This is a genomic window from Bradyrhizobium sp. USDA3516 (assembly GCF_057651995.1).
The window spans coordinates 1,087,128-1,112,916 of record NZ_JBYGYN010000001.1; the positions used below are offsets into that span (position 1 = coordinate 1,087,128).

General features: G+C 66.6%; 22 protein-coding genes. 14 read left to right on the plus strand and 8 right to left on the minus strand.

Annotated elements, in window-relative coordinates:
- Positions 1 to 2,157: a methylmalonyl-CoA mutase gene (gene scpA, locus AC24YW_RS05225; protein ID WP_487481858.1), complete on the plus strand. Its 2,157-nt coding sequence runs from the start codon at positions 1 to 3 to the stop codon at positions 2,155 to 2,157.
- Positions 2,158 to 2,298: 141 nt separating this feature from the next.
- Here scpA and AC24YW_RS05230 read toward each other — a convergent pair whose 3' ends face one another.
- Positions 2,299 to 2,778, minus strand: coding sequence for an SRPBCC family protein (locus AC24YW_RS05230; RefSeq protein WP_487481700.1), 480 nt, complete (start codon positions 2,776 to 2,778; stop codon positions 2,299 to 2,301).
- A 217-nt stretch (positions 2,779 to 2,995) separates the two neighbouring features.
- Here AC24YW_RS05230 and AC24YW_RS05235 point away from each other — a divergent pair, with 217 nt between their 5' ends.
- The 6 genes from AC24YW_RS05235 (at position 2,996) to AC24YW_RS05260 (ending at position 9,407) form a co-directional block, all read left to right on the plus strand.
- Positions 2,996 to 3,988 (plus strand): tripartite tricarboxylate transporter substrate binding protein, encoded by a 993-nt coding sequence (locus AC24YW_RS05235; RefSeq protein WP_487481701.1) that lies wholly within the window; start codon positions 2,996 to 2,998, stop codon positions 3,986 to 3,988.
- Positions 3,989 to 4,161: 173 nt separating this feature from the next.
- On the plus strand, positions 4,162 to 4,653 hold the full coding sequence (locus AC24YW_RS05240) for a tripartite tricarboxylate transporter TctB family protein (RefSeq protein WP_487481702.1): 492 nt from the start codon (positions 4,162 to 4,164) through the stop codon (positions 4,651 to 4,653).
- A 3-nt stretch (positions 4,654 to 4,656) separates the two neighbouring features.
- Positions 4,657 to 6,168 (plus strand): tripartite tricarboxylate transporter permease, encoded by a 1,512-nt coding sequence (locus AC24YW_RS05245; RefSeq protein WP_487481703.1) that lies wholly within the window; start codon positions 4,657 to 4,659, stop codon positions 6,166 to 6,168.
- Positions 6,169 to 6,220: 52 nt separating this feature from the next.
- Positions 6,221 to 7,210: a methylmalonyl Co-A mutase-associated GTPase MeaB gene (meaB, locus tag AC24YW_RS05250; RefSeq protein ID WP_487481704.1), complete on the plus strand. Its 990-nt coding sequence runs from the start codon at positions 6,221 to 6,223 to the stop codon at positions 7,208 to 7,210.
- On the plus strand, positions 7,207 to 7,863 hold the full coding sequence (locus AC24YW_RS05255; protein WP_487481705.1) for a pyroglutamyl-peptidase I: 657 nt from the start codon (positions 7,207 to 7,209) through the stop codon (positions 7,861 to 7,863). Before meaB ends, AC24YW_RS05255 begins: the two co-directional genes overlap by 4 nt.
- A gap of 173 nt (positions 7,864 to 8,036) precedes the next feature.
- The gene (locus AC24YW_RS05260) at positions 8,037 to 9,407 is read left to right on the plus strand and encodes a TIGR03808 family TAT-translocated repetitive protein (protein ID WP_487481706.1); all 1,371 of its coding nucleotides are present in this window, start codon (positions 8,037 to 8,039) and stop codon (positions 9,405 to 9,407) included.
- Here the strand turns inward: AC24YW_RS05260 and AC24YW_RS05265 are convergent.
- The 4 genes from AC24YW_RS05265 to AC24YW_RS05280 form a co-directional block, all read right to left on the minus strand.
- Complete coding sequence (locus tag AC24YW_RS05265; RefSeq protein WP_487481707.1) at positions 9,404 to 10,177, minus strand: TIGR03809 family protein; 774 nt, start codon at positions 10,175 to 10,177, stop codon at positions 9,404 to 9,406. The two genes, AC24YW_RS05260 and AC24YW_RS05265, sit on opposite strands and share 4 nt — an antisense overlap.
- A gap of 481 nt (positions 10,178 to 10,658) precedes the next feature.
- Complete coding sequence (locus AC24YW_RS05270) at positions 10,659 to 12,368, minus strand: S8 family serine peptidase (RefSeq protein ID WP_487481708.1); 1,710 nt, start codon at positions 12,366 to 12,368, stop codon at positions 10,659 to 10,661.
- A gap of 16 nt (positions 12,369 to 12,384) precedes the next feature.
- Positions 12,385 to 13,080 carry a hypothetical protein gene (locus AC24YW_RS05275; RefSeq protein ID WP_487481709.1) on the minus strand — a complete coding sequence of 232 codons (696 nt, stop codon included), beginning with the start codon at positions 13,078 to 13,080 and terminating at the stop codon, positions 12,385 to 12,387.
- Positions 13,077 to 13,646 (minus strand): sigma-70 family RNA polymerase sigma factor, encoded by a 570-nt coding sequence (locus AC24YW_RS05280; protein ID WP_036006024.1) that lies wholly within the window; start codon positions 13,644 to 13,646, stop codon positions 13,077 to 13,079. The genes AC24YW_RS05275 and AC24YW_RS05280 overlap by 4 nt, the downstream gene beginning before the upstream one ends.
- Positions 13,647 to 14,083: 437 nt before the next feature.
- Here AC24YW_RS05280 and AC24YW_RS05285 point away from each other — a divergent pair, with 437 nt between their 5' ends.
- Positions 14,084 to 15,241: a GGDEF domain-containing protein gene (locus AC24YW_RS05285; protein ID WP_487481710.1), complete on the plus strand. Its 1,158-nt coding sequence runs from the start codon at positions 14,084 to 14,086 to the stop codon at positions 15,239 to 15,241.
- 63 nt (positions 15,242 to 15,304) lie between these two features.
- Positions 15,305 to 16,408: a DUF2336 domain-containing protein gene (locus AC24YW_RS05290; protein WP_487481711.1), complete on the plus strand. Its 1,104-nt coding sequence runs from the start codon at positions 15,305 to 15,307 to the stop codon at positions 16,406 to 16,408.
- Positions 16,409 to 16,418: 10 nt separating this feature from the next.
- On the opposite strand, the gene AC24YW_RS05295 is transcribed toward AC24YW_RS05290, so the two are convergent.
- Both AC24YW_RS05295 and AC24YW_RS05300 read right to left on the minus strand, forming a co-directional pair.
- Positions 16,419 to 17,057, minus strand: coding sequence for an NrsF family protein (locus tag AC24YW_RS05295; protein ID WP_487481712.1), 639 nt, complete (start codon positions 17,055 to 17,057; stop codon positions 16,419 to 16,421).
- Between the two features lie 2 nt (positions 17,058 to 17,059).
- Complete coding sequence (locus AC24YW_RS05300; RefSeq protein WP_487481713.1) at positions 17,060 to 17,605, minus strand: sigma-70 family RNA polymerase sigma factor; 546 nt, start codon at positions 17,603 to 17,605, stop codon at positions 17,060 to 17,062.
- Between the two features lie 286 nt (positions 17,606 to 17,891).
- On the opposite strand from AC24YW_RS05300, the gene AC24YW_RS05305 reads away from it, so the two are divergent.
- The 5 genes from AC24YW_RS05305 (at position 17,892) to AC24YW_RS05325 (ending at position 22,651) form a co-directional block, all read left to right on the plus strand.
- The gene (locus AC24YW_RS05305) at positions 17,892 to 18,536 is read left to right on the plus strand and encodes a hypothetical protein (RefSeq protein WP_487481714.1); all 645 of its coding nucleotides are present in this window, start codon (positions 17,892 to 17,894) and stop codon (positions 18,534 to 18,536) included.
- 107 nt (positions 18,537 to 18,643) lie between these two features.
- A complete protein-coding gene (locus tag AC24YW_RS05310; protein WP_487481715.1) occupies positions 18,644 to 19,423 on the plus strand; it encodes an enoyl-CoA hydratase in 780 nt (259 codons plus the stop codon).
- Between the two features lie 188 nt (positions 19,424 to 19,611).
- Positions 19,612 to 21,054 (plus strand): TolC family outer membrane protein, encoded by a 1,443-nt coding sequence (locus tag AC24YW_RS05315; protein ID WP_487481716.1) that lies wholly within the window; start codon positions 19,612 to 19,614, stop codon positions 21,052 to 21,054.
- A gap of 25 nt (positions 21,055 to 21,079) precedes the next feature.
- Entirely contained in the window at positions 21,080 to 21,637 is a 558-nt protein-coding gene (locus AC24YW_RS05320) for a P-loop NTPase family protein (protein ID WP_487481717.1), read from the plus strand.
- 51 nt (positions 21,638 to 21,688) lie between these two features.
- Complete coding sequence (locus AC24YW_RS05325; protein ID WP_487481718.1) at positions 21,689 to 22,651, plus strand: amidohydrolase family protein; 963 nt, start codon at positions 21,689 to 21,691, stop codon at positions 22,649 to 22,651.
- Positions 22,652 to 22,654: 3 nt separating this feature from the next.
- Here the strand turns inward: AC24YW_RS05325 and AC24YW_RS05330 are convergent, their stop codons facing one another.
- Positions 22,655 to 25,771 carry an efflux RND transporter permease subunit gene (locus tag AC24YW_RS05330; protein ID WP_487481719.1) on the minus strand — a complete coding sequence of 1,039 codons (3,117 nt, stop codon included), beginning with the start codon at positions 25,769 to 25,771 and terminating at the stop codon, positions 22,655 to 22,657.
- Between the last annotated feature and the right edge of the window lie 18 nt (positions 25,772 to 25,789).

Sequence of the window (25,789 nt, forward strand, 5' to 3'; positions counted from 1 at the left end):
ATGAGCCGCATCCCGAATTTCGCCGACATTGCCTTTGAGCGGCTGGCCGTCGCAGGACCTGCCGGCAGCGCCGAGCCGTGGCTGACGCCGGAGGGCATTCTGGTGAAGCCCGCTTATGGCGAGGCTGATCTGGCCGGGCTCGATTTCCTCGAGACCTATCCGGGCATCGCGCCATATCTGCGCGGCCCCTATCCGACCATGTACGTCAACCAGCCCTGGACGGTCAGGCAATATGCCGGCTTCTCCACGGCGGAGGATTCCAACGCGTTCTACCGCCGAAACCTCGCGGCGGGGCAGAAGGGCCTCTCCGTCGCCTTCGATCTCGCCACTCACCGCGGCTATGACTCGGATCATCCGCGCGTCGGCGGCGACGTCGGCATGGCCGGCGTTGCCATCGATTCCATCTACGACATGCGCACGCTGTTTGCAGGCATTCCGCTCGACCAGATGAGCGTGTCCATGACCATGAACGGCGCGGTGCTGCCGATCCTCGCGCTCTATGTCGCCACCGCCGAGGAACAGGGCGTGCCGCCGGAAAAGCTGTCGGGCACCATTCAGAACGACATTCTGAAGGAGTTCATGGTGCGCAACACCTACATCTATCCGCCGGCGCCCTCGATGCGGATCATCTCGGACATCTTCGCCTACACCTCTCAAAAGATGCCCAAGTACAATTCGATCTCGATCTCCGGCTATCACATGCAGGAGGCCGGCGCGACGCAGGACCTCGAGCTCGCCTACACGCTGGCCGACGGCGTCGAATATCTGCGCGCCGGCCTTGCCGCGGGCCTCGACGTCGACCGCTTCGCGCCGCGGCTGTCGTTCTTCTGGGCGATCGGCATGAACTTCTTCATGGAGGTCGCCAAGCTGCGCGCGGCGCGCCTGCTTTGGGCGAAGCTGCTCAAGCCCTTCAACCCGAAAGACCCGCGCTCGCTGTCGCTGCGCACGCACAGCCAGACCTCGGGATGGTCGCTGACCGCGCAGGACGTCTTCAACAACGTGATGCGCACCACGGTCGAGGCGATGGCGGCCACCCAGGGCCACACCCAATCGCTGCACACCAACGCGCTCGACGAAGCGCTGGCGCTGCCGACCGATTTCTCGGCGCGCATCGCCCGCAACACCCAGCTGTTCCTGCAGCAGGAGAGCGGCACCACCCGCATCATCGATCCCTGGGGCGGCTCCTACTATGTCGAGCGGCTCACGCGCGACCTCGCCGCCAAGGCCTGGGGCCATATCCAGGAGATCGAGGAGCTCGGTGGCATGGCGAAGGCGATCGAAGCCGGCGTGCCGAAGCTGCGCATCGAGGAGGCCTCGGCCAAGACGCAGGCGCGGATCGACGCCGGCAAGCAGGCAGTGATCGGCGTCAACAAGTACAAGCCGACCGACGAGGACAAAATCGAGATCCTGAAGGTCGACAACACCAATGTGCGCCGGCTTCAGATCGACAAGCTCAAGCGGCTGAAAGCCGAGCGCAACCAGCAGGAGGTCGATGCCGCGCTCGCCGCGCTGACGCGCTCGGCCGGCGAAGGCAACGGCAATCTGCTCGCGCTCGCGATCGACGCCGCACGCGCCAAGGCGACCGTCGGCGAAATCTCTGACGCGATGGAGAAGGTGTTCGGCCGGCACCGCGCCGAGATCAAGTCGATCACCGGCGTTTACAAGCGGGAGGCGTCCAGCATGGGCACCCAGGTCGAGAAGGTTCAGGCGCTGATCGACGCCTTCGAGGAGGCCGAGGGCCGTCGCCCCCGCATTCTGGTCGCCAAGATCGGCCAGGATGGCCACGACCGCGGCCAGAAGGTGATCGCCTCGGCGTTCGCCGATATCGGCTTCGACGTCGACATCGGGCCGCTGTTTGCCACCGCCGACGAAGCCGCGCGGCAGGCGGTCGAGAACGACGTGCACATCCTCGGCGTCTCCTCTCTGGCGGCCGCCCACCTCACCGCGGTGCCTGAGCTGAAAGCCGCGCTGAAGAAGCAAGGCCGCGACGACATCATGATCATCGTCGGCGGCGTGGTGCCGCCGCAGGATTACGATGCGCTCTATGCCGCAGGCGCCGAGGCGATCTTCCCGCCGGGCACGGTGATCGCGGAAGCGGCCGAGGAGCTGATCCGCAAGCTGAATGCCCGGCTCGGGCATAGCGAGGCGGCGGAGTAGCTTCGCCATCGAACTTCCGACAAGAAGGCTCTGCGTGACGTTTCTCGCGCCGATTGGCTCGGCGCTCGTTCGCCTCTCCCGCTCGCTCGCGGGAGAGGGAGTGCCCGCGGGTGGCGCAATCACGCCTAATCGCATCATGCTTTAGCCGGATCGCGGACGAGTCCGGGCCAGTGTCCGCGCCAGGGAATCCGTCCAATCGGGAATCCAGGACGCAAACAGGGCTTTCCAGCGCTCGGCGTCGGCAGGTTCAGTTTCGAGCGCGACCGACCATTCGATGAGGGTGCGGTCGCCTTCGATGATCGGACGCAGATGCATAGTGCCCTGGTAGCGCGCCGGCGCCGGACTCGGGCCGCCGTCGTCGTGCGGATAGGGTATCGCTTCCAGACCGGCATAAGTCAGTGTGTGCTGCCGGTCCGAGTGATCGACCAGGCGCTGGCGGATCCAGTGTCCGAGATAACAGAAGCGCCTGATCGCCCCGACTTCATCGCCGCGCCTGTTGTCTTCGATCTCGCTCTCGCTCACCCCGTCGATATAAGCGGGGTAGTTGTTGAAATCGCGGATCAGCGACCAGACGTCGTCGAGCGGGTGGTCCAGCACGGCGCTGTAATAGGCTTGGGTCATCGGTGGCTTGCCTTTGGTTTCGTTACGCGCAGAGGTTGGCTACTCGCACGGACAAAACCCACCCGATTTCCGACCGCCCCTTCGACGGGTCATCTGCTTTCACACAACATGACACTTCCAGTTGGTAGCGCTACCTTGCGGCGGCGACGCAAAGCCGACTAGAATGCCGGCGTTGACAAGAGCGTCCGACATCACGGGCGCCGCTGGGAGGCATTCAATGTCCAAGATTTCGCGCCGCAGCTTTGCGGTTTCCACCGCCGCTATCGCGGCCTCCGCCGCTTTCGGCTTCAAGCCCGCGCTCGCGCAAGCCTATCCGGCGCGGCCCGTCACCGTGATCGTGCCTTGGGGTGCCGGCGGCGGCACCGATGCCACCGCTCGCATCGTCGCAGCACTGCTGGAGAAAGACCTCGGCCAGCCCTTCAACGTGGTCAACCGCACCGGCGGCTCCGGCGTGGTCGGCCATAGCGCGATCGCGACCGCGCAGCCCGACGGCTACACCATCGGCATGCTCACGGTCGAAATCTCGATGATGCACTGGCAGGGCCTGACCGACCTGACGCCGAAGAGCTATACGCCGCTGGCGCTGATGAACGAGGATCCGCCCGGCATCCAGGTCTCCTCCTCCTCGCCCTACAAGACGGTCAAGGAGCTCGCCGACGCGATCAAGGCGGCGCCTCCCGGCAAGTTCAAGGCCTCCGGTACCGGCCAGGGCGGCATCTGGCATCTCGCACTCGTCGGCTGGATGCAGGCGATGGGCCTGCCCGCCAACCAGGTCGCCTGGGTGCCGTCGAACGGCGCGGCACCCGCGATGCAGGATCTCGCGGCCGGCGGTGTCGACCTCACCACCTGCTCGGTGCCGGAGGCGCGCGCCATCATCGAGGCCGGCAAGGCCAGGAGCCTTGCCATCATGGCGCCCGCGCGCAACCCGGTGTTCAAGGACGTGCCGACGCTGAAGGAGGCCATGGGCATCGACTACGCAACCGGTGCATGGCGCGGCATTGCGGGGCCGAAAAACCTGCCGCCGGAGATCGCAACCAAGCTCACCGCCGCGCTGAAGAAGGTCTACGACTCCGCCGAGTTCAAGGACTTCATGAGCAATCGCGGCTTCGGCACCGTGTGGGGCGATGCGGCCCATTTCGCGGGCTTCATGGACAAGGGCGACGCCCAGATGGGCGAGGCGATGAAGGCCGCGGGCCTGAGCAAGGCGTGATGTTTTCACCTCTCCCCGCCTGCGGGGAGAGGTCGAATTCGAGCTTTGTTCGAATTCGGGTGAGGGGGAGTCTCCGCGAGTCCAGCTCTCACCGTTCGCGCGGAAAGTCCCCTCACCCCAATCCTCTCCCCGTAAGAACGGGGAGAGGGAGAAGAAAGCGTACAGGACTCCCTATGCGTCTTCCCGACTCCGTCATGGGATCGTTTCTCGTCGTGCTCGGCGCGGCTGCCGCCTATGGCGGCTACATTCTGCCGCCGGTGCCGGGGCAGCCGGTCGGCCCCAACGTGTTTCCGCTGGTGATCGGCTGCGGCCTCGCGCTGTGCGGGCTCGCGATCGTGTTCGGCATCGGCCGTTCCTTCGAGGAGGAGGAAGAGCTCGTCCCGTTCGAGGACGGCCAGGCGGCAGCCCCGCCGCCGCAGAGCAGGCTCTACGGCCTGCGCGCGCTGCTGCCGCCGGCGCTGCTGCTGTTCTACGTCTTTGCCGCCGACCGGCTCGGATTCATCATCACCGCGGCGATCATGGTCTACGTGACCTCGACCGCGCTCGGGGCGAAGTGGAAGCTGGCCCTGCCGCTGGCGATGCTCTCGCCATTCGCCATCCACCTCATCTTCGGCAAGCTGCTCCGCGTGCCGCTGCCCGCCGGCCTGTTGCCGACGCCCTGGTGATTCATGCTGAAGACCCTGATTGATGCGTTCGCCCTGATCTCCACCTGGGAGGTCATCATCTCGATGTTTGCCGCCTCCGTGTACGGGCTGGTAATCGGCTCACTGCCGGGCCTGTCGGCGACGATGGCGACCGCCCTGCTCGTTCCCGTCACCTTCTACCTGTCGCCGATCGCGGCGATCGCGACCATCGTCGCGGCCTCCTCGATGGCGATCTTCTCCGGCGACATACCCGGCGCGCTGCTGCGTATCCCGGGCACGCCCGCATCCGCGGCTTATGCGGATGAAGCCTACGCCATGACGCGCAAGGGCCAGGCCGAGCTGGCGTTAGGGGCCGGCGTCTGGTTCTCCGCCGTCGGCGGCATTGCCGGCGTGCTGTCGCTGATGATCCTGGCGCCGCCCCTCGCCGAGATCGCGCTGTCGTTCTCGACCTTCGAATATTTCTGGCTGGCGCTGCTCGGCCTGATGTGCGCCACGCTGGTCGCGCGCTCCTCGCCGGTGAAGGCGATCGCGGGCATGTTCATCGGCCTTCTGGTGGCGTGCATCGGCATCGAGAATCCCGGCGGCGTCCCGCGCTTCACCTTTGGGCTTACGGACCTGTTCGGCGGCATCGAGCCGATCCCGGCGCTGGTCGGCGTATTCGCGGTGGCGCAGGTGATGCGCGCGATGCTGACGCCCGAGCCGCCGCCGCTGCCGCGGCGCAAGTTCGGAAGCATCATGGCCGGCCAGTGGAAGCTGACCAAGCTCTATCGCTGGCAGATGACGCGCGGGAACATCGTCGGCATCATCATCGGCGTGCTGCCCGGCGCCGGCGCCGACATGGCCGCCTGGGTCTCCTATGCGATGTCGAAGCGCTTCTCCAAGGAGCCGGAAAAGTTCGGCACCGGCCATGTCGAGGGCCTGGTCGAGGCCGGCGCCAGCAACAATGCCAGCATCGCCTCGGGCTGGGTGCCTTCGCTGCTGTTCGGCATTCCCGGCGACACCATCGCCGCGATCGCGATCGGCGTGCTCTACATGAAGGGGCTCAATCCCGGCCCGACGCTGTTCACCGAGAAGGCGTCGAGCATGTACGCGATCTACCTGATGTTCATCATCGCGAACATCCTGATGATCCCGCTCGGCATCGCCATGATCCGCGTCGCCACCTACATCCTGCTGGCGCCGCGCTCGGCCATCATGCCGATCATCATGCTGTGTTGCGCGGTCGGCTCGTTCGCGATCGGCAACAACATGTTCGGCGTCGTCACCGTCGCCGCCTTCGGCGTGATCGGCTATGTCATGGAGACGAACGGCTATCCGGTGGCCGCGATGGTGCTCGGCATCGTCATGGGCACCATGGTGGAGCAGGCCTTCGTCACCTCGCTAATCAAGTCGGACGGCAGCATTCTGCCGTTCTTCGAGCGCCCGGTCGCGGCCATCCTCGCCGCGATGGCGATCGGCGCGCTGCTCTGGCCGGTCATGGTGTGGGTGTGGCGCAAGCTGAAACAGCCGCAGACGGCGGCGGCAGCATCCCGGTGATATCGGGCGGGCGGCACTCGCCTGCCCCGCCTCGGCGTTGTAAAGCAGAGGCATGACTGAGAAGAAGGCCTCGCTCGACATCAAGACCCTCGCCCGCGACGTGCGCGCCGGCAGTCGCGCGGCCCTCGCCCGGGCCATTACGCTGGTGGAGAGCCGGCGCAGCGATCACCAGGCGCTGGCGCGGGAGCTTGTGCAGATGCTGCTGCCCGACACCGGCAAGGCGTATCGCGTCGGCATCACGGGATCGCCGGGTGTCGGCAAATCCACCACGATCGATGCGCTCGGAACGTATCTCATCGAGCAGAGCCACAAGGTTGCGGTGCTCGCGGTCGATCCGTCCTCGGCGCGCAGCGGCGGCTCGATCCTCGGCGACAAGACCCGGATGGCGCGGCTGTCGGCCTCGGACGACGCCTTCATCCGGCCCTCGCCGTCCTCGGGCACGCTCGGCGGTGTCGCGGCGAAAACGCGCGAAGCGATGCTGCTGTGCGAGGCCGCCGGCTTCGGCGTCGTGCTGGTGGAAACCGTCGGCATCGGCCAGTCCGAGACCGCCGTCTGCGACATGACCGACTTCTTCCTCGCCCTCATGCTGCCGGGCGGCGGCGACGAGCTGCAGGGCATCAAGAAGGGCCTGGTCGAGCTCGCCGACATGATCGCGATCAACAAGGCCGATGGCGACAATTTGAAGCGCGCCAAGATCACCGCGGCGGATTATCGCGGCGCGCTGCATATCTTGGCGCCGCGGTCCGAGCATTGGCATCCGCCGGTCGAAACCTATTCGGCGCTGACTGGCGAGGGCATCGCAAAGATCTGGCAGAAGGTTCTGGACCACCGCAAGGCGATGAACGCGTCCGGCGATTTCACCGCGCGGCGGCGCGAGCAGCAGGTGAAGTGGATGTGGACAATGCTGGAGCAACGCATGCTGGCACGGCTGCGCAGCGAGGCCTCGGTGCGGACCAAGGTGCGCAAGATCGAGGCCGAGGTCGCCGATGGCCATCTCACGCCGGCGCTCGCTGCCGAGCAGATGCTGGAGCTGCTGCAATGAGCGACAAGCTCCGCATTCTTCTCACCGGCTTCGGTCCGTTTCCCGGCGCGCCCCATAATCCGACCCAGCCGCTGGTGGCGCGGCTGGCGCAATTGCGCCGGCCCGCGCTCGACGATGTCGCGCTCTCGAGCCACATCTTCCCGGTCACCTATGCCGCGGTCGACCGGCAATTGCCCGACGTGCTCGCTGCGCAAAAGCCCGACGCGCTCCTGATGTTCGGCCTCGCCGCCCGCACGCCCTATCTGCGCGTCGAGACGCGGGCGCGCAATGCTGTCACCATGCTCTGGCCCGATGCCGCCAACACCCGCTCGACCAAGCGCGGCATCGCCGGCCATGCCGGCGCGATGATGTTCGGCCCGCACACCGCAAGGCTGCTGCGCGCCGCGCGCCTCACCGGCATCGACGCCCGCCCCTCGCGCGATGCCGGCGCCTATCTCTGCAACTACTTGAGCTGGCGCGCGATCGAGCACGTGAAGGCAGGCGGACCGAGGCTCGCGGCGTTCATCCACATTCCCCTGCTCGCGCGCAGCGGCGGCGCGCGCCGCAAGCGCGCCGCCCGCATCACGCTGGAGGAACTGGTGGATGCGGGGGAAGCGATGCTGATGGAGATGGTGCAGTTGGCGCGCAAGGCGCGGAACACGCCGGCCTCCTAGCAAAGGCGTAACGCGCCGTGCCCACCATGCATCCGCTTGGGCGCTGACAGTGGTAGGCAGCGCCTCTCTTTGCGGTAAACATTTAACCCTACCGCGAACAATCCTCACGGTCCTCGCCGTGCTGCGCTACGAAACCGCTGCGGACACCTCCCGCGTCCGCCGGAGGACGCATCATGGACCTCATTCGCCGTCATCTCATCGGGGCTTCGACCGCGGGCATTGCCGGTGCGCTGGCCATGCCTGTTGATGCCGCGCGCGCCGCGCCGCTGACGTCGCTGCTCGGCCGCGATGCCACCCAATACGGCGTGCGGCCCGGCAGCAGCGAGGACCAGACCCGCGCGCTGCAGCGTGCCATCGACGAGGCCGCGCGGGCGCAATTGCCGCTCGCCTTGCCATCCGGCGTGTACCGGACCGGTCTGTTGCGGCTCCCGAACGGCGCGCAGCTGATCGGCGTGCGCGGCGCGACCAAGCTCGTCTTCACCGGCGGCGCCTCGGCGCTCCAGAGCGACGGCTCCGATGCGATCGGCCTCACCGGCATCACCTTCGACGGCGGCGGCATCCCGCTGCCGACACGGCGCGGCCTGATCCACGTCCTCGGCGGGCGCGACGTCCGCATCACTGATTGCACGATCACGAGCTCGGGCGGCAGCGGCATCTGGCTCGAGCAGGTCGCGGGCGACATCTCCGGCAATATCCTCACCGACATCGCGTTGACGGCCGTCGTGTCGTTCGACGCCAGAGGCCTCAGCGTCTGCCGAAACACCATTCTCGGCACCAACGACAACGGGATCGAGATCCTGCGCACCGCGATCGGCGATGACGGCACGCTGGTCGCCGACAACCGCATCGAGAACATCAAGGCCGGCCCCGGCGGCTCGGGCCAGTACGGCAATGCCATCAACGCCTTTCGCGCCGGCAACGTGATCGTGCGCGGCAACCGCATCAGGAATTGCGACTATTCGGCGGTGCGCGGCAACTCGGCCTCGAACATCCACATCAGTGGCAACAGCGTCAGCGACGTGCGCGAGGTCGCGCTCTATTCCGAGTTCGCGTTCGAGGCCGCGGTGATCGCCAACAACATCGTGGACGGCGCGGCCGTCGGCGTCTCCGTCTGCAATTTCAACGAGGGCGGCCGCATCGCGGTGGTCCAGGGCAACATCATCCGCAATTTGATCCCGAAGCGGCCGATCGGGACGGCGCCCGACGACGACGCCGGCGTCGGCATCTACATCGAGGCGGATTCTTCGGTGACCGGGAATGTGATCGAGAACGCGCCGTCCTACGGCATCGTCGCCGGCTGGGGCAGATATCTGCGCGACGTCGCGATCACAGGCAACGTGATCCGCAAGGCGCTGGCCGGCGTCGGCGTCTCCGTCGTGCCGGGCGCCGGCACCGCGCTCGTCAACAACAACATGATCTCCGAGACGCCGCGCGGCGCCGTGGTCGGCCTCGATCACGCCCGCGCGGTGACGTCGGATCTGTCGGCCGACGGCGCACAACGCTTCGCGCAGCTGGTGGTCGGCGGCAATGCGGTGCGGCGTTAGAAGGCGTTCCGCAGCAGCGGGTACTTCGCTTCCAGGCCGTCGAGGCTGAAGGTGAATTCGACGACGCGCTCGGGGGCGGCGACGATTTCCTCGGCGGGCGGGGCGAACTGCGGCAGCAGCGTCGCCATCGCTGCAGGCGCTGTCTTCGGCGGCTTCGCGGCAGGCACCGGTGGCCTCACTTCCGGCGCGGCGAATGGCGCGGTGGCGGCCGGCTCCGCGAGCGGTGATCTCACGGCAGGCGCGGTGAACGGTGCCTTCGCAGCGGGTGCCCTCAGCGATGGCATCTCGGCAGGCGCGGTGAACGACGGCCAAGCTGCCGGCATGGCAAGCGGCGCGATCGAGGCCTCGGTGATCTCCGCGAGCACGTCGGGTTTCGAATCGAGCCTGACCGGCGTGGCGGCCTCGGGAGCGATGTGAACGGCCTTTGGCTGCAAGGTCTTGGGCTGCAAGGTCTGCGCCTGCTCGCGCTGCGCCATGCGTGGCATCGTCGCCGGCGACCAACCGAATGCCGGCGTCACGCTTGCAGCCGCCTCGGCGACATCGCCGCCCGTCGCAAGCGCGCGCCAGGTCTGAACGGCGCGCTTGGCTTCCTGGATGTTTTCGAGAAACGCGATCTCGGAATGATACCGGCGCCAGCGGCCGGTCTCGAACATCTCGGAGAGATGTTGCAGGCGCTGCTCGGCGAGAGCGCACCAGCGCGCTGCGATTTGGCGGCTGCCAGCCGCGTCGCGAACGAACTCTTCGCGAACAAATTCTTGGCGATGTGTCATGAACCAGCCCGTCAGGAGAAACACGGACGCGGGGGACGCAACGCACACGAATCAATTTAGACGCGACATGAATATTTTGTGGAAAAGTTTTGACTTGTCCAGCAACGACGCGGCATTCGTCGTCAAACACCGTAGTCGTGCGGTGATTTTCCGCGTTTTCGAGTCAAGCTTCGCACAAGCATGACGGAGTTGCGGCGAGACGCGCGGGCGACGGCGATCGAGGCCACGGCGATCTTCAACTGCAAGCTGAACGGATTGGAAGCTTCGAAAAATCGGACGCCCAAAAGAAGAGACCCGTCCGGGGGGACAACCGGACGGGTCGAGCCATATGGGCGCTTGGGGTGGATGGGCGCTCGCGCCTGATATGACTGATGGGGAGGGATGACCGCTCCCACATCAGTTGGTCGTGGCAGTGGGCTGAACGTTCAATGCGGGGTTTGCTTTTTTGACGCCGTCCCGTCGCGCAGCCTTGTCGCGGCCGCTATCGCGCCGCCGGCCTATCTGCCTGAGAAACCGCGGATTTATCCTCCGCGCTCGACAGCGAAGGCTGCTCGATCGCGCGGATGCCGGGCTCGTCGCGACGCTTCGGAGCATCTTCACGTTTTGTTGTACCGGAGGCAGCCGCGACCGGCGTCGCGCTATCGGCAGGAACAGCCATGACGGCGGCAAACGCGTCGGCATGGCCGTCGCCGAAGAGGTCGTCACGCCCGGGAGAACCGAGGTCGCGTGCGGTCTTCACCAGCGTCATGCGCAGCGCTTCCGGCTTGAGCGCGTAATTGCGCTCGAGCAGCAATGCCGCGACGCCTGAGACATAGGCGGCCGAGAACGAGGTTCCCGACGTGACCTGGTATTTGCCGTCCGGCGCCGGCAGGAAGATGTCGACGCCGGGGGCCGCGACGGCGATGTAGTTGCCGCGGTTGGAGGCGGCGAACAGCCGGTCCTGCCGATCCGTCGCGCTGACCGCGATCACGTTGGGGTTGGCCGCCGGATAGAGCGGCGGCGATTTCGCGCCGGCATTGCCGGCGGCCGCGATCAGCACGAGACCACGCGCGGCCGTCGCCGCGATCGCGCGTTCGATCACGGCGTCCTTCGGACCGGCAAAGCTCATGTTGACGATCTGCGCGCCGTGCTCGGCGGCGTAATTCAGCGAGCGCAGGATGATGTAGGACGAGCTCTCGGCGCCGCCATTGGCACCGCCGAAGGCGCGGATGGCGATGATGCGGGCCTCGGGCGCGCTGCCCATCAGACGGGCATGGGCCGCGATCGCCCCGGCGATGCCGGTACCATGGACGTGCGGCCCTTCGGCACTGCCGAGCGCGTCGAAATTGTCGGCGACGGAATTGGCGAGCTCGGGATGCCCGGCGTCGATGCCGGAATCGATCACGGCGATCGTGACGTTGGCCCCGTGCGCCAGCGTATGCGCCTGCGGCAGGCGCAGCTTTGCCAGCGCATATTGCGCAGAATCGCCCTCGGTCGCGGCCGCCGATTTCTGGTCCTGGAGCACGTAGCGGAAGTTCGGCTGCAGCGAGCGCACGCTGCCGTCGGCCGCGAATTCGCGCCGCACGGTCTCATAGGGCCGGCCGTCGGTGATGCGGAACAGGCCGAACGTGGCTCCGATCAGCGGGAAATTCTCGGAAGCGAGGCGGGTCAGGCCGTGGCGACGCGCCAGCTCGTCGGCCTCGGCCGTCGACAGCGCGCCGGCGATCTCGGCGACGAATTCGCCTGCGAAGCTGCGCGAAGTCGCCGCGACCGGCGTGTTGTTGCCGCGCCCTTTGCCGGCGCTCTTCTTGCCGGATTTTCCGGTGCCCTCGCCGCCCACGTTCGGCTGCGCCAGACATTCGCCGTCTGCACCGCGATGGGCCGCGGTGCAGGCCGGATAGAGGTTCGGCGAGTAACGCGCATGGGGCAGCACCGGCGTCGTCGGGCGGATCCGCGAGGTCGTGGGAATGGTCGCCATCGTCCGCGGGCCGCGATCGACGCTCACCGCGCGCGCAGCGATGTTCGGGCTGACCCGCGGAGTGATGTTGGGCGAGACGGTCGGCGTGCGCGAGGGCACGCTGATCGTCGGCGTGCGCATGATCGCCTGCGCCTGCGCAAGCTCCACGCCGAAACAGGAGGCGACCAGAAGCGCAACGCCGACGGATGAAGCGCGGGCCCCGGCGCGCACCCTGCTCTCGGATTTGCTCGTCATCGGCTCGGCGGCGCGCCTAGGGCGCCGCGACGGCGAGGTTGATGAACTTCTCGCGCTGCATCCTGCCGAGCAGCGAAGCGAGTTCGTCCTGGCTCATCGCCTTGTCGAACTGGAGGCGGAACATGCCACCCTTGGCATCGCCGATGATCGAAGCCTGATAGCTGTCGAGCAGCGCGGTGATGTCGGCGACGCGCGCCTCGGGGGTGAAGCGCACCAGCGCGCGCGCCGGCGCGGCCGCGCTGCCAAGCTCGCGCGTGATCGGTGCGCTGGTCGAGAGCGAAGCGGTCTGGAAGGTCGCCGGCTGGTTCTTCATCAGCACGGCGCCGATGATGCCGGCCTGCAGCACGAGCGCGACGGCACCGAGACTCGCCGACCACGCCAGCGTGCGCGGCGACAGGCTCGCGAAGAAGGTCGAGATACGCGCCGACAGCGGCAGCGAGCCGCTCGCCCGCGCCGGCTCGGCATCGATCGCGGCGAACAGCTTCTGCATCGCGCGCGCCGACGGAGCGCCCAGGCTCTCGTTCAGATGAATGGTCTCTTCGTACTCGCCGCGGATCGCCGCATATTGCTTCGCCAGGTCCGGATCGCGCCCCAGCGCTTCCTCGACGCGGCGCGCATCGCGCGCGTTCAGCGTGCCGGCAGCGTGCCAGGGCAGCAGCAGTTCAATTTCACTGGGCTCTTGCTCCAGCATCTTCTTGCTCAAAGCCATCATGGCCAGCCTCGCTCGACGCCGGCTGCCTTCAGCAGTTCGGCCAGTTTCTTGCGCGCATAGAACAGGCGCGTCTTCACAGTGTTCTCCGGTATCCCGACGATTTCGGCCACCTCTTCCACGGACTTCTCGTGGTAGTAGACGAGATCGACGATTTCCCGATGATCCGGCGAGAGGCCCGTCAGACACTCCCGCAACGCCTCACTGGTATCCTTCTTCTGCACCACCGTTTCCGGATCATCGGACGTATCCTCGATCGCGTTGGCGGCGTCTTCGTCCAGCTCGAAATCCTTCCTGCGCCGGAGCGCAGACAGGGCCTTGAATCGGGTGATTGCCAGCAGCCAGGTGGAAACGGCGGATCGGCCCTCGAACTTGCCGGCCTGACGCCAGACGTCGAGAAACACCTCGCTGATGAGGTCTTCCGCCGCCTGCTCGTCCCGCACGAGCCTCAGCCCGAACCGGTAAACCCTGACATGGTGCCGCCCGTACAGCACCTGCATGGCGAGCCGGTCACCTTGAGCGATCCTGGCGATCAGGATTTCGTCTGAAGCCGCCTGTGTCGCGCTCAATGGCCGTCTCGCAAGGTTGGTCGGGTCGATGCGGTAGACGGTTCGACGAGGGGGGCAAAATTGTTCAACCTACCGCACTCATACGGGGGCTTGTGTGAGCTACGCCACATACGGGCATCTTTCTTGTCCCACCCGCGGTGGTCAGCGTCGCCAGTCCGAATCGGTATCATAATACTGAGATATTCCCTGCGGATGCCTACCCGGGCTCAGAAGCCCCCCGCTTTATCCGGTTCCATAGCAGCCCCGTACCACCTTTGTCGCGCCAGGCTTTGCTTCGGCTCGACCGCAGCGCACACGATGCGTGACAACCGGTAAAATTCTCACGCTGGATGATCGCCTTGTTCCCTGCTGCACCGTTCAGATTCGATTTCGAAGGATACCAAACCTAAAGGCTTGCCACGTAGGTTTTTACGCTGACATCCACCATTGGCGGGATCATGAGTACGGCCGCGACGTCCTTTCCGGAGAGGAATGCCGCAGAGGTCGCGGATCTCGTCCTCGCGCCCGAGACGACGGCTCCCGAAGTCAGGGCGCGCCGCGCCTGGCAGCGTCGTCAGATGTATATCGGCCAGGTCGCGAGCTACTCGCTGGGCGGCGCGGTTCTGCTGCTCTACGCTTATGACGGCGCGGTCTCCATGGCCGTTCCGACGCTGTTCTGGTTCGGCGGCCTTCTGATCATCGGGACCTTCACGGTACTGTCGGAGGCCGGTTTCGGCGACCGTTTCGACGACCATTACCTCACCGTCTATCAGATCTCGGCGCATATGGCGCTGCAGCTGGTGTTCCTGCTCGCGGTGCCGACCATCGGGGTCGCGTTCCTTGCCGTGTTGTTTTTGATCTTCGCGTTCGGCACGCTGCGGATGACGTCGAGCCAGGCCATCCTCACCTGGGGCCTCGCCACCTGCGGGCTCACCGCGGTATTCCTGGGATCGGACCTGCCGATCGGACTGCCGGTCGCGACCCGGCTGCAGCGAACCGCCTCGATGCTCTGTTTCGTGCTGGTGATCGGACAGTGCGCCTTCCTCGGCCTGTTCGGCGCCACGTTACGCAAGATCCTGTACAAGCGCAGCATCGAATTGAAGGCCGCCTATCGACGCATCGAGGAACTGGCCGAGCTCGACGAGCTCACCGGCTCCTACAATCGCCGCTGCATCATGCGGCTCCTCGACGCCGGGATCGAAAGGTCCCGGCAAGCATCCACGCATTTTTCGATCGCGCTGATCGACCTCGACTGGTTCAAGCGCATCAACGACGCTTACGGCCATCCAGTCGGCGACGAGGTGCTGCGTACCTTCGCGATCACGATTTTCGCCAACATCCGCCCGGCCGACAGTTTCGGCCGCTACGGCGGCGAGGAATTCCTGCTGCTGCTGCCGGACACGCCGGGCGACGTCGCGCTCCGCATGCTCGAGCGCCTGCGCGGCATCGTCGCCGATCTCGACTGGGGCGCCTTCTCCCCCAGCATGCGGGTGACCATTTCCGCGGGCGTCGTGACGCTGCGCGACGTCGATACTGCCGACACGTTTCTCGCGCGCGCCGACAGCGCGCTCTATTCCGCCAAGGCGCAAGGGCGCAACTGCGTTGCAGCGAGCTGACCGATCCTTTTTCCTCCGGCACGACAGACGCCGCCGCCGGGCCGAACGCTCCAGGACAGAGCAATGAGATCCTATTCCGCAAGATCATCCGAAAGTCTGCTCGAGGAATTGCAGGCTACCCTCTCGCACGGCACCGTCGCGCGCCGGGTGGAGACGCTGCGCCGCGTCACCGATCTCTTCGTAGGCAACGCGGTCGACTATTCCGACGACCACATCCGCGTGTTCGACGACGTGTTCCAGTGCCTGATCGAGCAGATCGAGACGTCGGCCAAAGCGCTGCTCGCCGAACGGCTCGCGCCGATCGCAGCTGCGCCGCCGCAGATCATCCGCGCGCTCGCGCTCGACGAGGTGATCGAGGTCTCCGGCCCGGTGCTGTCGAAGTCGGAGCGGCTGGACGAGGCGACATTGGTCGAGATCGCACGCACCAGGGGCCAGGCCCATCTCAAGGCGATCTCGCTGCGGCGGACGCTGTCGGAAGCGCTGACCGACGTGCTGGTGGCGCGGGGCAACGAGGACGTGGTGCAGTCGGCGGTCGGCAATCCGGGCGCGCGTTTCTCGGAGGACAGTTTCGCCGACCTCGTCGTCCGCGCCGAGCGCGACGACGGCCTCGCCAGCTGCATCGGCCTGCGGCCCGACCTGCCGCGGCATCACTATCTGAAACTGGTCGCCAAGGCATCCTCGAACGTGCGCAGGAAGCTCGCGGCCGCGCATCCCGAGCTCGCGGACGAGGTGTCGAAAGCCGTCGAGGAAGCGGCACAACGGGTTCGCGCCGTCGCCAGGTCGAAGCAGACGGAGATGGCTCGCGCGCTGGTGAAGTCGCTGCACGAGGACGGCCGTCTCACCGAGCTCCAGGTCGCCACCTTCGCCGAGCAGGGCAAGTTCGACGAGACCAATGCGGCGCTCGCCGCACTCGCAGGGGTCGCGGTCGAGACCGCCGAGACCATGATGATCGAGAGCCGCACCGAAGGCGTGATGATCCTCGCCAAGGCCGCGGGCATGCAATGGTCGAGCGTGCGCGCCATCATCGCCTTGCGCGAAAAGCTCTCCGGCGGGTCGCAGACCGACATGCTGAAGCTGCGCGACGGCTACGAGGCGCTGCGCTCATCGACCGCGCAACAGGCGTTGCGCTTCCACCGCATGCAGCTGCACGCGACGCCGGGAGCGTGAGGCCGGCGCGCTAATACCGCAACACCCTCGATCCGACCAGCGCGCCAATTGCGGTCACCAGCGCGGTCGCGAGCGTGTACCAGGTCGCGACGAACAGCGGGGAATCGTCGGTGCAGTGCGAGGCGTAGAGGGTCGCCGCAAGTCCGGCCGACACCAGCCCGGCGAGCGCTCCGGCGAGCGCGGGGCGGGACGGCGCGCCGTGGCGCAGCCCGAACAGCGCCCCCGCAAGCAGGGGCAGCGACATTGCGGGGATCGCGACCAGGCAGACCCTGGAGTTCTTACCCACCAGGCGCATCGTCATCGGCATCGCCGGCGCCATCATCGCCTCGCTGCCAATCGCCACGGCGAGCAGCCCGACGGGAAGCAGCAGCAGCCAGCCCCAGCCGCGCAGCAGGGCTTCGGGACGCGACAAATGAAGGCTGACGATGATGGCGGGGATCGCGAGCGACAACGTCACCGCGAACTTCATGTCGAAGAACGGGTTGCGCATGGCGCTCATGACGTCGGCGCGCACGCCGAAGAACGTCGCAAAGATCAGAATCGACAGCGGCGCAGCCACCAGCAGCGCCATGCTCAGCACGGCGCCGACGCGGGGCGCGCGGTGCGGATTGTCGGCGGCGAGCGAGCGAATGAGTTGATCGGTGTCCATGATCAATGGTCCCGCAATTTGGCGGTCAGCGCCGCAAGTCCGCGATGCAGCGCGACCCGGACCGCACCCTCGCTCATCGACAACCTTGCCGCCGTATCCTTGATCGAGGTGGCCTCGACGGCGATCGACTGCAGCACGTCGCGTTGACGCTGCGGCAGGGTTCCGAGCTGGGCGGCGACCTCGCCGGCCGAAGCGGTCTCCTGCGGCGCCTCGCCAGGCAGCGTCTCGGCGAAGTCGTCGATGTTGACGAACACGCGCCTGCCGCGCCGGCGGAGCGCATCGATCAGCTTGTTGCGGCCGATCGCAAACAGCCAGGGCGCGAAGGGGGCTTCGCTGTCCCAGGTATGCCGCTTCAGATGCACCGCCAACAGAATCTCCTGCACGATATCCTCGGCCTGGTCGGGCGGCTGACCTGCTCGCGCCAGGCCGCGCCTCGCGGCGGCCCGCAGCACCGGCGTGACGGCCTTCAACAGGCGATGATACGCCGCATCATCGCCTGCCATGGCCGACCGCATTAGGCCGGTCCATTCGTCCTCACGTCCGCGCACCCGCGCCCCTCACTGCAATTCGGCCGCTCTTTCAATTTGTTACGCGGGTGCCGCCAAGATCACGAATTCGTGATCGAGACCCGGGCCGCGCGACCGATGCGGCCGCAAACATCTGCGACGGCTCATAACACCGATCGGTGTGTCCTGCATCGGGCGGGCGGCGGGAGGGGGGTTGCCGCGTTTTTGCCGGGTGTAGCCAGAAGATTCCCATTTTCTGCCCCGCTGTCGTCACGCCCCGGGGTCTCTGTTCGCTGCCGGGACGGGCGGAATTGGGGAGATCGTCGACATGATGAAAGCCAGCACGCGCGCGGCCCTGATCGTTTTGGCCGGGCTTGTCCTGCTGTCCGGAGGCCTCGCACAGGCGGCGCCGAACTCGGCCGCAGGCAACAAATCGGAGAGCGCGGACAAGGTGGCCGATACGGCCAAGCACCGGCGCCACGACTCGCGCCGCACAGACAACAGGAAGACGGTGCAGAAATCCGAGGACAAGGCCGGCAAGAAGGCGACGGTGGCCGAGCCCGACGAGGCCAAGAACGACAAGACCGACAGCCAGGTGCCGGCCTCGAACCAGCTGGCCCCGGAGGTCGCCAACGCCAATGCGCAGTTCGCCGATGCGCCGAGCGCCGCGGCCGCGATGACGAACCGCGCCAACGACAACGTCCAGGCGGCCGCCGATAATGCCAACGCCGAGAACTCCGAAAGCCAGGTCGTCGCGGCCGATCAGCTCAACGACATCGATCGCGCCTCGCAGGAGAGCCCGCCGCAGAAGGCGGTGATTGCCGCAACCGAGGCGCAGCCACGGCCGGCGCCGGTGATGGCCAGCAGCCAGCAGAGCTCGGCCTGGGACCAGAGCTCCCTGATCGGCAAGATCTTCATCGGCGTCGGCACGTTGCTGACCCTGGCCTCCGCCGCGCGGATGTTCATGGCCTGATGGCCAGTTCCGCCGGGACGCGCCCCAGCGCGTCCCGCCTCCGGCCCCCTTGAAGGCATCCGCGCCAGCAGGCACATTGCCCGCTCAATCGAAAGCGTGGGTGGAGCATGAGCACGTTCGAACACATCATCGTCGAGAGCGTCGGCGCGGTCGGCATCGTCAAGCTGAACCGGCCGAAGATGCTCAACGCGCTCTCGTTCGGCGTCTTCCGCGAGATCGCCGCAGCGGTCGACGATCTCGAGGCCGATGACGCCATCGGCTGTATCGTCGTGACCGGCAACGAGAAGGCCTTTGCCGCCGGCGCCGACATCAAGGAGATGCAGCCCAAGGGCTTCATCGACATGTTCTCCGAGGATTTCGCCGCGATCGGCGGCGACCGCATCGCGCGCTGCCGCAAGCCGACCATCGCCGCGGTCGCCGGCTACGCGCTCGGCGGGGGCTGCGAGCTCGCGATGATGTGCGATTTCATCATCGCCGCCGACACCGCAAAGTTCGGCCAGCCCGAGATCACGCTCGGCACCATTCCCGGCATCGGCGGTACTCAGCGGCTGACACGCGCGATCGGCAAGTCCAAGGCCATGGATCTCTGCCTCACCGGCCGGATGATGGACGCGGCGGAAGCCGAGCGAAGCGGCCTCGTCAGCCGGATCGTACCGGCCGACAAGCTGATGGACGAGGTCATGGCGGCAGCCGAGAAGATCGCGGCGATGTCGCGCCCGGCGGCCGCGATGGCCAAGGAGGCGGTGAACCGCGCCTTCGAGACCACGCTCGCCGAAGGCATGAGCGTCGAGCGCAACCTGTTCCATTCGACCTTCGCACTCGAGGACCGCTCGGAGGGCATGGCGGCGTTCATCGAGAAGCGCAAGCCGGTGAACAAGAACCGGTAGCGCGCGAGCCAGTCAGACAGGTGTCAGGCTCTGGCGCTTTCCCGCGCACATCCCTGTGACGCGCCTGCAACAAGCACGGAATACATGGGGTTTTTGCCCGCGGCAGTTTGCCTGCGCGACCCCGGCTGGCTAAACAGTTAAGAGGCCATCGTCGGCGGGGGCGGACAGCCGGGGTTAAGCGGGATTACATGATTGGGCGTACCGCCAGAGCTGGTCGCGGGGTGACGCGGCGTCGATCGGGCGCGGGTCATGTGCTTGCGACATGGACCACGCTGGCGCTCTCGTGCGCGCTCTCTTGCGCCCTGCCCTCCGCGGCATGGGCCGAAGCCCTGCCCGACGCCCTGGCAAAAGCCTATCAGACCAATCCGCAGCTCAACGCCGAGCGTGCGCGCCAGCGCGCCACCGACGAGAACGTGCCGCAGGCGCTGGCCGGCTACCGGCCGCAGATCGTAGCGAGCCTCAGCGCCGGCCTGCAATCTGTGCGCAATCTATTGCCCGACAACACCATCCAGACCGGCAATCTGAAGCCCTGGATCATCGGCGTCACCGTGACGCAGAGCCTGTTCAACGGCTTCCGCACAGCCAACGGCGTCCGGGCTGCCGAGCTCCAGGTGCAGTCGGGCCGCGAAGCGCTGCGCAATGTCGGCCAGGGCGTGCTGCTCGATGCGGTCACCGCCTACACCAATGTTCTCGCCAACCAGTCGCTGGTCGAGGCACAGCGCTCCAACGTCGCCTTCCTGCGCGAGACGCTCTCCGTCACCCAGCGCCGGCTCAATGCCGGCGACGTCACGCCGACCGACACCGCGCAGGCCGAGGCCCGCCTCAATCGTGGCCTTGCCGATCTCAACGCGGCCGAGGTCGCGCTTGCGGTCAGCCAGGCCACTTATGCGCAAGTGATCGGCAATGCGCCCTCGCAGCTCAGGCCTGCCGAGGCCGTCGACCGCTATCTACCGAAGAGCCGCGAGGACGCCATGACGATGGCGATCCGCCAGCATCCGGCGGTGATGGCCGCCAGCTTCGACGTCGATGTCGCCTCCACCAACGTCCGCATCGCCGAAGGCACGCTGCTGCCGAGCGCGACCATTCAGGGCAGCGCCAGCAAGAGCCGCAACAACGACCCGACGCTCGGCACCTTCGCCGAAGACCAGGCCTCGATCGTCGCCAATGTCACCGCGCCGATCTACGACGGCGGCCAGGCCGCGGCGCAGACCCGGCAGGCCAAGGAGATCACGGCGCAGAGCCGCCTCGTGCTCGACCAGGTGCGCAACCAGGCACGCACGGCGGCGGTCAGCGCCTGGGTTGCCAATGAAGGCGCCAAGATCACGGTCTCGGCCTCGGAGTCCGAGGTGAAGGCGGCCACCGTCGCGCTGCAGGGCGTGCAGCGCGAGGCGGCAGGCGGCCAGCGCACGACCGTGGACGTTCTGAACTCGCAGGCCGACCTGATCCAGGCCAAGGCCCGCCTGATCGGCGCGCAACGCGACCGCGTGATCGCCTCCTACACGCTGCTCAGCGCCATCGGCCATCTCGACGTCAAGACGCTGAACCTGAACACGCCGGATTATCTGCCCGAGGTGCACTACCACCAGGTCCGCGACGCCTGGCACGGCCTGCGCACGCCGTCGGGGCAGTAGCCTCAAATCTCTCTGGTGGAGGCCGATGAAAAGTCGCCGCATCCATCTGACGGGAGCCTCGGGCTCCGGCGTGACCACGATCGGTCGCGCGCTCGCGGGCCGGCTGGCCCTGCCGCATCACGACAGCGACGACTATTTCTGGCTGCCCACCGTGCCGCCCTATCAGACGACCCGCCCGGCCGCCGACCGCGTGCGCCTGATGCGCGAGATGTTCTTGCCGCGTCTCGACTGGGTGCTGAGCGGGTCCGTCACCGGCTGGGGCGAAGAGCTCGTTCCGTACTTCGACCTGGTCGTCTTCGTGACCGCGCCGCGCGAGATCCGGATGCAACGATTGCGCGCCCGCGAGGCCGCCCATTTCGGCGCTGATGCCGTCGCGCCGGGCGGCTGGCGCCATGGCGAGACCGAAGACTTCGTCGCATGGGCCTCCCATTACGAAGCCGGTGATCGCGAAGGCCGCAGTCTCGCCAAGCACGACGCGTGGCTCTCGGGCCTGCCCTGCCCGGTCGTGCGCGTGGACGGCTCACGTCCGCTTGCGGCCCTCGTCGAGCAGCTATGCAGCGAAGCGGAGCGGCTACCCGGCTGATGTGATATTCTCCTCCCACTCGCCGATAAGAAACAAACCGGGAGAGAAACCGTGCTCAGCCGACGCAGCGTCCTGCTTGCCTCCCTCGCGGCCGGAGTAGCCATGACCAGCAAAGCCCATGCCCGCGCCGCGCAGCCCGCGACGCCGATCAATTTCGAGGTCCCGGCGCATGCCTGCGACTGCCACACCCACATTCACGGCGATGTCGAAAAGTTTCCGTTCTTCGCCGGGCGCGTCTATACCCCGGAGCCGGCTTCGCCGGAAGAAATGGCGGCACTGCACAAGGCGCTGCATATCGAGCGCGTGGTGATCGTGACGCCGAGCGTCTACGGCACCGACAATTCCTCCACGCTGTTCGGCATGAAGGCACGCGGCGCGACCGCGCGCGGCGTCGCCGTGATCGACGACAACACGCCGGAGAGCGCACTCGATACGATGCACCAGGACGGCTTCCGCGGCATCCGCCTCAATCTGGCGACCGGCGGCGTCAACGATCCCAATGTCGGGCGGCCGCGCTTCACCGCCGCCGTCGAGCGCATGAAGGCCCGCGGCTGGCACGTGCAGCTCTACACCACGCTGGCCATGATCTCCGCGATCAAGGACCTCGTCGAGACGGCGCCGGTGCCGGTCGTGTTCGACCATTTCGGCGGCCTTCACGCTTCGCTCGGCCTCGAGCAGCCGGGCTTCTCCGATCTCGTCGCGCTGGTGAAGTCCGGCAAGGCCTATGTGAAGATCTCCGGCGCCTATCGCTCGTCGAAGCTCGCGCCCGACTATCAGGACATGGTGCCCTATGCCCGCGCGCTGATCGCGGCCAATGCGGACCGCATCGTCTGGGGCACCGACTGGCCGCATCCGGATTCGAGCCGCGTCGAGGGCCGCAAGCCGACCGACATCGCGCCGCTCTATCAGATCGACGACGGCCGCCTGCTCAACCAGCTTCCGGTGTGGGCGCCGGATGCCGGGGTGCGCAAGAAGATCCTGGTCGACAATCCGGCGCGGCTCTACGGGTTCTGACGGTCAGCGCGCGCGGCGGGAGAAGAAGGAGATCAGCACCGGCAAGGTCACCAGGATCACGACTGGCGCCAGCATCATGCCGGTGACGACGACGACAGCGAGCGGTCTCTGCACCTGCGAGCCGATGCCTTCCGACAGCGCCGCCGGCAAGAGGCCGACGCCCGCGACGACGCAGGTCATCAGCACGGGCCGGAGCTGCAGCTCGCCGGTGCGCACCACCGCGCTCATGCGGTCCATGCCCTCTTCGATCAGCTGATTGAACTGCGACAGGATGATGATGCCATCCATCACCGCGATGCCGAACAGCGCGATGAATCCGATCGCCGCGGAGACGCTGAACGCGGTGCCGGAGATCAGAAGGCCCAGCACGCCGCCGAAGATCGCCATCGGAATCACGCTCATCGCGAGCAGCGTGTCGGTCATCGAGCCGAAATTGAACCAGAGCAGCACGCCGATCAGCGCCAGCGAGATCGGCACCACGATCGAGAGCCGCCGGATCGCGTCCTGGAGATTGCCGAACTCGCCGACCCATTCCATGTGCGAGCCCGGCGGCAGCTGCACCTGCGCGGCGATCTTCTGCTGCGCCTCGCTGATCGCGCTGCCGAGATCGCGTTCGCGCACCGAGAACTTGATCGGAAGATAACGCTCCTGCTGCTCGCGATAGATGTAGGCCGCACCCGAGACGAGGCTGATGGTCGCAACCTCGCTCAGCGGAATCTGCGTGACGGTGCCGTTCGGCCCGGGCGCGCCGATCCGCAAATTCTGGATCGCCTCGGCGCTGCGGCGGTATTCCGGCGCGAGGCGGACGATGATCGGGAAGTGGCGGTCGCTCCCGGGTTCATAGAGGTCGCCGGCGGTGTCGCCGCCGATCGCGACCTTGATGGTGGCGTTGATGTCGCCCGGTGCAAGGCCGTAGCGCGCGGCCCTGGCACGGTCGATGTCGATCTGAACGGTCGGCTGGCCCAGCGAGGTGAACACCGCAAGGTCAGTGACGCCCTGCACGGTCGACAGCACCTGCTTGATCTTGTTGGCGGTGTCGGTGAGCGCCTGGAGATCGCTTCCGAACAGCTTGATCGAGTTCTCGCCCTTTACGCCGGAGACGGCTTCGGAGACGTTGTCCTGGAGATATTGCGAGAAGTTGAATTCAACGCCTGGGAAGCGATCGTCGAGCTGCTTGAGCAGCTGCGCGGTCAGCTCTTCCTTGTCGCGGGTGCCGGGCCACTGGCTCACGGGCTTGAGCGGCGCAAAGAACTCGGCATTGAAGAAGCCGGCGGCGTCGGTGCCGTCGTCGGGACGGCCGTGTTGCGACACGACAGACTCCACCTCGGGCCGAGCGCGGATCACCTTGCGCATCTCGTTGACGTAGCTGTTGCCTTCTTGGAGCGAGATGGTCGGCGGCAGCGTGGCACGGATCCAGAGATTGCCCTCCTCCAGCTTCGGCAGGAATTCGAGGCCGAGCAGCCGGGCGAGCGCGACCGTCATCAACACCAGGCCGACCGCGGCACCGAGGACGATGTTGCGGTTGGCGACCGCCCAGTTCAGCACAGGCATGTAGAGCCGGTGCAGGATCAGCATCACCTTCGTCTCGGTCTCCTCGACATGCGCCGGCAGGATGATGGCGGACAGCGCGGGAGTCACGGTGAAGGTGGCAAGCAGGCCGCCGGCCAGCGCATAGGCATAGGTGCGCGCCATCGGCCCGAAGATGTTGCCCTCCACGCCCGACAGCGTGAACAGCGGCAGGAACGCCGCGATGATGATCGCCGCGGCAAAGAAGATCGATCGCGAGACGTCGGCGGCCGCGCTGAGAATGGCATGGATCTTCATGCCGAACAGCGTCTCGGGCGACATATGCTCGGATTCCGACATCGGCGTCGTTTGCGTCAGGCGGCGGAAGATCGCCTCCACCATGATCACGGTGGCGTCGACGATGAGACCGAAATCGATCGCGCCGACCGACAGGAGGTTGGCCGATTCCCCGCGGAGCACCAGGATGATGACGGCGAAGAACAGCGCAAACGGGATGGTGGCGCCGACGATCAAGGCGCTACGGAGATCGCCGAGGAATATCCATTGCAACAGCACGATCAGCAGAATGCCCACCACCATGTTGTGCAGCACGGTGTGGGTGGTGAGCTCGATCAGGTCGCCGCGGTCGTAGATGCGCTCGATGCGCACGCCTGGCGGCAGGATGCTGGAATTGTTGATCTGTTGAACGAGCTCGTGGACGCGCTTGATGGTCGGTGAGCTCTGCTCGCCGCGCCGCATCAGGACGATGCCCTGCACGATGTCGTCGGAATCGTCGAGGCCGGCAATGCCAAGACGCGGCTTCTGGCCGACGGTGACGGTGGCGACGTCCTTGACCAGCACCGGATTGCCGCCGGTCTGCGCCACCATGGTGTTGGCGAGGTCGTCGATCGAGCGGATCAGGCCGACGCCGCGCACGACGGCGGATTGCTGGCCGATATCGACGGTGTTGCCGCCGACATTGACGTTGGAATTGCCGACCGCCTGGAGCAGTTGCGGCAGCGTCAGGCCGTTAGCGACCAGCTTGTTGAAGTCGACCTGGATCTCGTAGGTCTTGCTCCTGCCGCCCCAGCCGGTGACGTCGATCACGCCGGGCACCGCGCGGAAGCGGCGCTGCAGCATCCAGTCCTGGATGGTCTTGAGGTCGAGCACGCTGTAGTTCGGCGGACCGACCAGGCGATAGCGGAAGATCTCGCCGATCGGGCTGAGCGGGGAGATCTGCGGCTGCACGTTGCCCGGCAACGGCGAGAGCTGCGCCAGCCGATTCAGCACCTGCTGCAGCGCCTCGTCATAGGTGTAGGCGAAGGAGAACTGGATTTTGACGTCGGACAGACCGTAGAGCGAGATAGTGCGGATGGTCGTGATGTTCTTCAGGCCGGCGACCTGGGTCTCGATCGGGATCGTGATGTAGCGCTCGATCTCCTCCGCCGACAGGCCCGGGCTCTGCGTCACGATATCGACCATCGGCGGGGTCGGGTCGGGATAGGCCTCGATGTTGAGCCGGTTGAACGCGATCAGACCGCCGATCAGCACGGCGGCGAACATGCCGACCATCAGGAACCGCCGGTTGACGGCAAGGGCAACGAGACGATCCATTCAGGTCTTCAATTTCTT

What these genes read in the sequence shown, in the direction of transcription:
- AC24YW_RS05330 (WP_487481719.1), bottom strand. Translation starts at nt 25,771, where the DNA reads ATGGATCGTCTCGTTGCCCTTGCCGTCAACCGGCGGTTCCTGATGGTC.
- scpA (WP_487481858.1), top strand. Translation starts at nt 1, where the DNA reads ATGAGCCGCATCCCGAATTTCGCCGACATTGCCTTTGAGCGGCTGGCC.
- AC24YW_RS05275 (WP_487481709.1), bottom strand. Translation starts at nt 13,080, where the DNA reads ATGATGGCTTTGAGCAAGAAGATGCTGGAGCAAGAGCCCAGTGAAATT.
- AC24YW_RS05290 (WP_487481711.1), top strand. Translation starts at nt 15,305, where the DNA reads ATGAGATCCTATTCCGCAAGATCATCCGAAAGTCTGCTCGAGGAATTG.
- AC24YW_RS05230 (WP_487481700.1), bottom strand. Translation starts at nt 2,778, where the DNA reads ATGACCCAAGCCTATTACAGCGCCGTGCTGGACCACCCGCTCGACGAC.
- meaB (WP_487481704.1), top strand. Translation starts at nt 6,221, where the DNA reads ATGACTGAGAAGAAGGCCTCGCTCGACATCAAGACCCTCGCCCGCGAC.
- AC24YW_RS05315 (WP_487481716.1), top strand. Translation starts at nt 19,612, where the DNA reads ATGATTGGGCGTACCGCCAGAGCTGGTCGCGGGGTGACGCGGCGTCGA.
- AC24YW_RS05260 (WP_487481706.1), top strand. Translation starts at nt 8,037, where the DNA reads ATGGACCTCATTCGCCGTCATCTCATCGGGGCTTCGACCGCGGGCATT.
- AC24YW_RS05310 (WP_487481715.1), top strand. Translation starts at nt 18,644, where the DNA reads ATGAGCACGTTCGAACACATCATCGTCGAGAGCGTCGGCGCGGTCGGC.
- AC24YW_RS05285 (WP_487481710.1), top strand. Translation starts at nt 14,084, where the DNA reads ATGAGTACGGCCGCGACGTCCTTTCCGGAGAGGAATGCCGCAGAGGTC.
- AC24YW_RS05295 (WP_487481712.1), bottom strand. Translation starts at nt 17,057, where the DNA reads ATGGACACCGATCAACTCATTCGCTCGCTCGCCGCCGACAATCCGCAC.
- AC24YW_RS05240 (WP_487481702.1), top strand. Translation starts at nt 4,162, where the DNA reads ATGCGTCTTCCCGACTCCGTCATGGGATCGTTTCTCGTCGTGCTCGGC.
- AC24YW_RS05305 (WP_487481714.1), top strand. Translation starts at nt 17,892, where the DNA reads ATGATGAAAGCCAGCACGCGCGCGGCCCTGATCGTTTTGGCCGGGCTT.
- AC24YW_RS05265 (WP_487481707.1), bottom strand. Translation starts at nt 10,177, where the DNA reads ATGACACATCGCCAAGAATTTGTTCGCGAAGAGTTCGTTCGCGACGCG.
- AC24YW_RS05235 (WP_487481701.1), top strand. Translation starts at nt 2,996, where the DNA reads ATGTCCAAGATTTCGCGCCGCAGCTTTGCGGTTTCCACCGCCGCTATC.
- AC24YW_RS05270 (WP_487481708.1), bottom strand. Translation starts at nt 12,368, where the DNA reads ATGACGAGCAAATCCGAGAGCAGGGTGCGCGCCGGGGCCCGCGCTTCA.
- AC24YW_RS05320 (WP_487481717.1), top strand. Translation starts at nt 21,080, where the DNA reads ATGAAAAGTCGCCGCATCCATCTGACGGGAGCCTCGGGCTCCGGCGTG.
- AC24YW_RS05255 (WP_487481705.1), top strand. Translation starts at nt 7,207, where the DNA reads ATGAGCGACAAGCTCCGCATTCTTCTCACCGGCTTCGGTCCGTTTCCC.
- AC24YW_RS05245 (WP_487481703.1), top strand. Translation starts at nt 4,657, where the DNA reads ATGCTGAAGACCCTGATTGATGCGTTCGCCCTGATCTCCACCTGGGAG.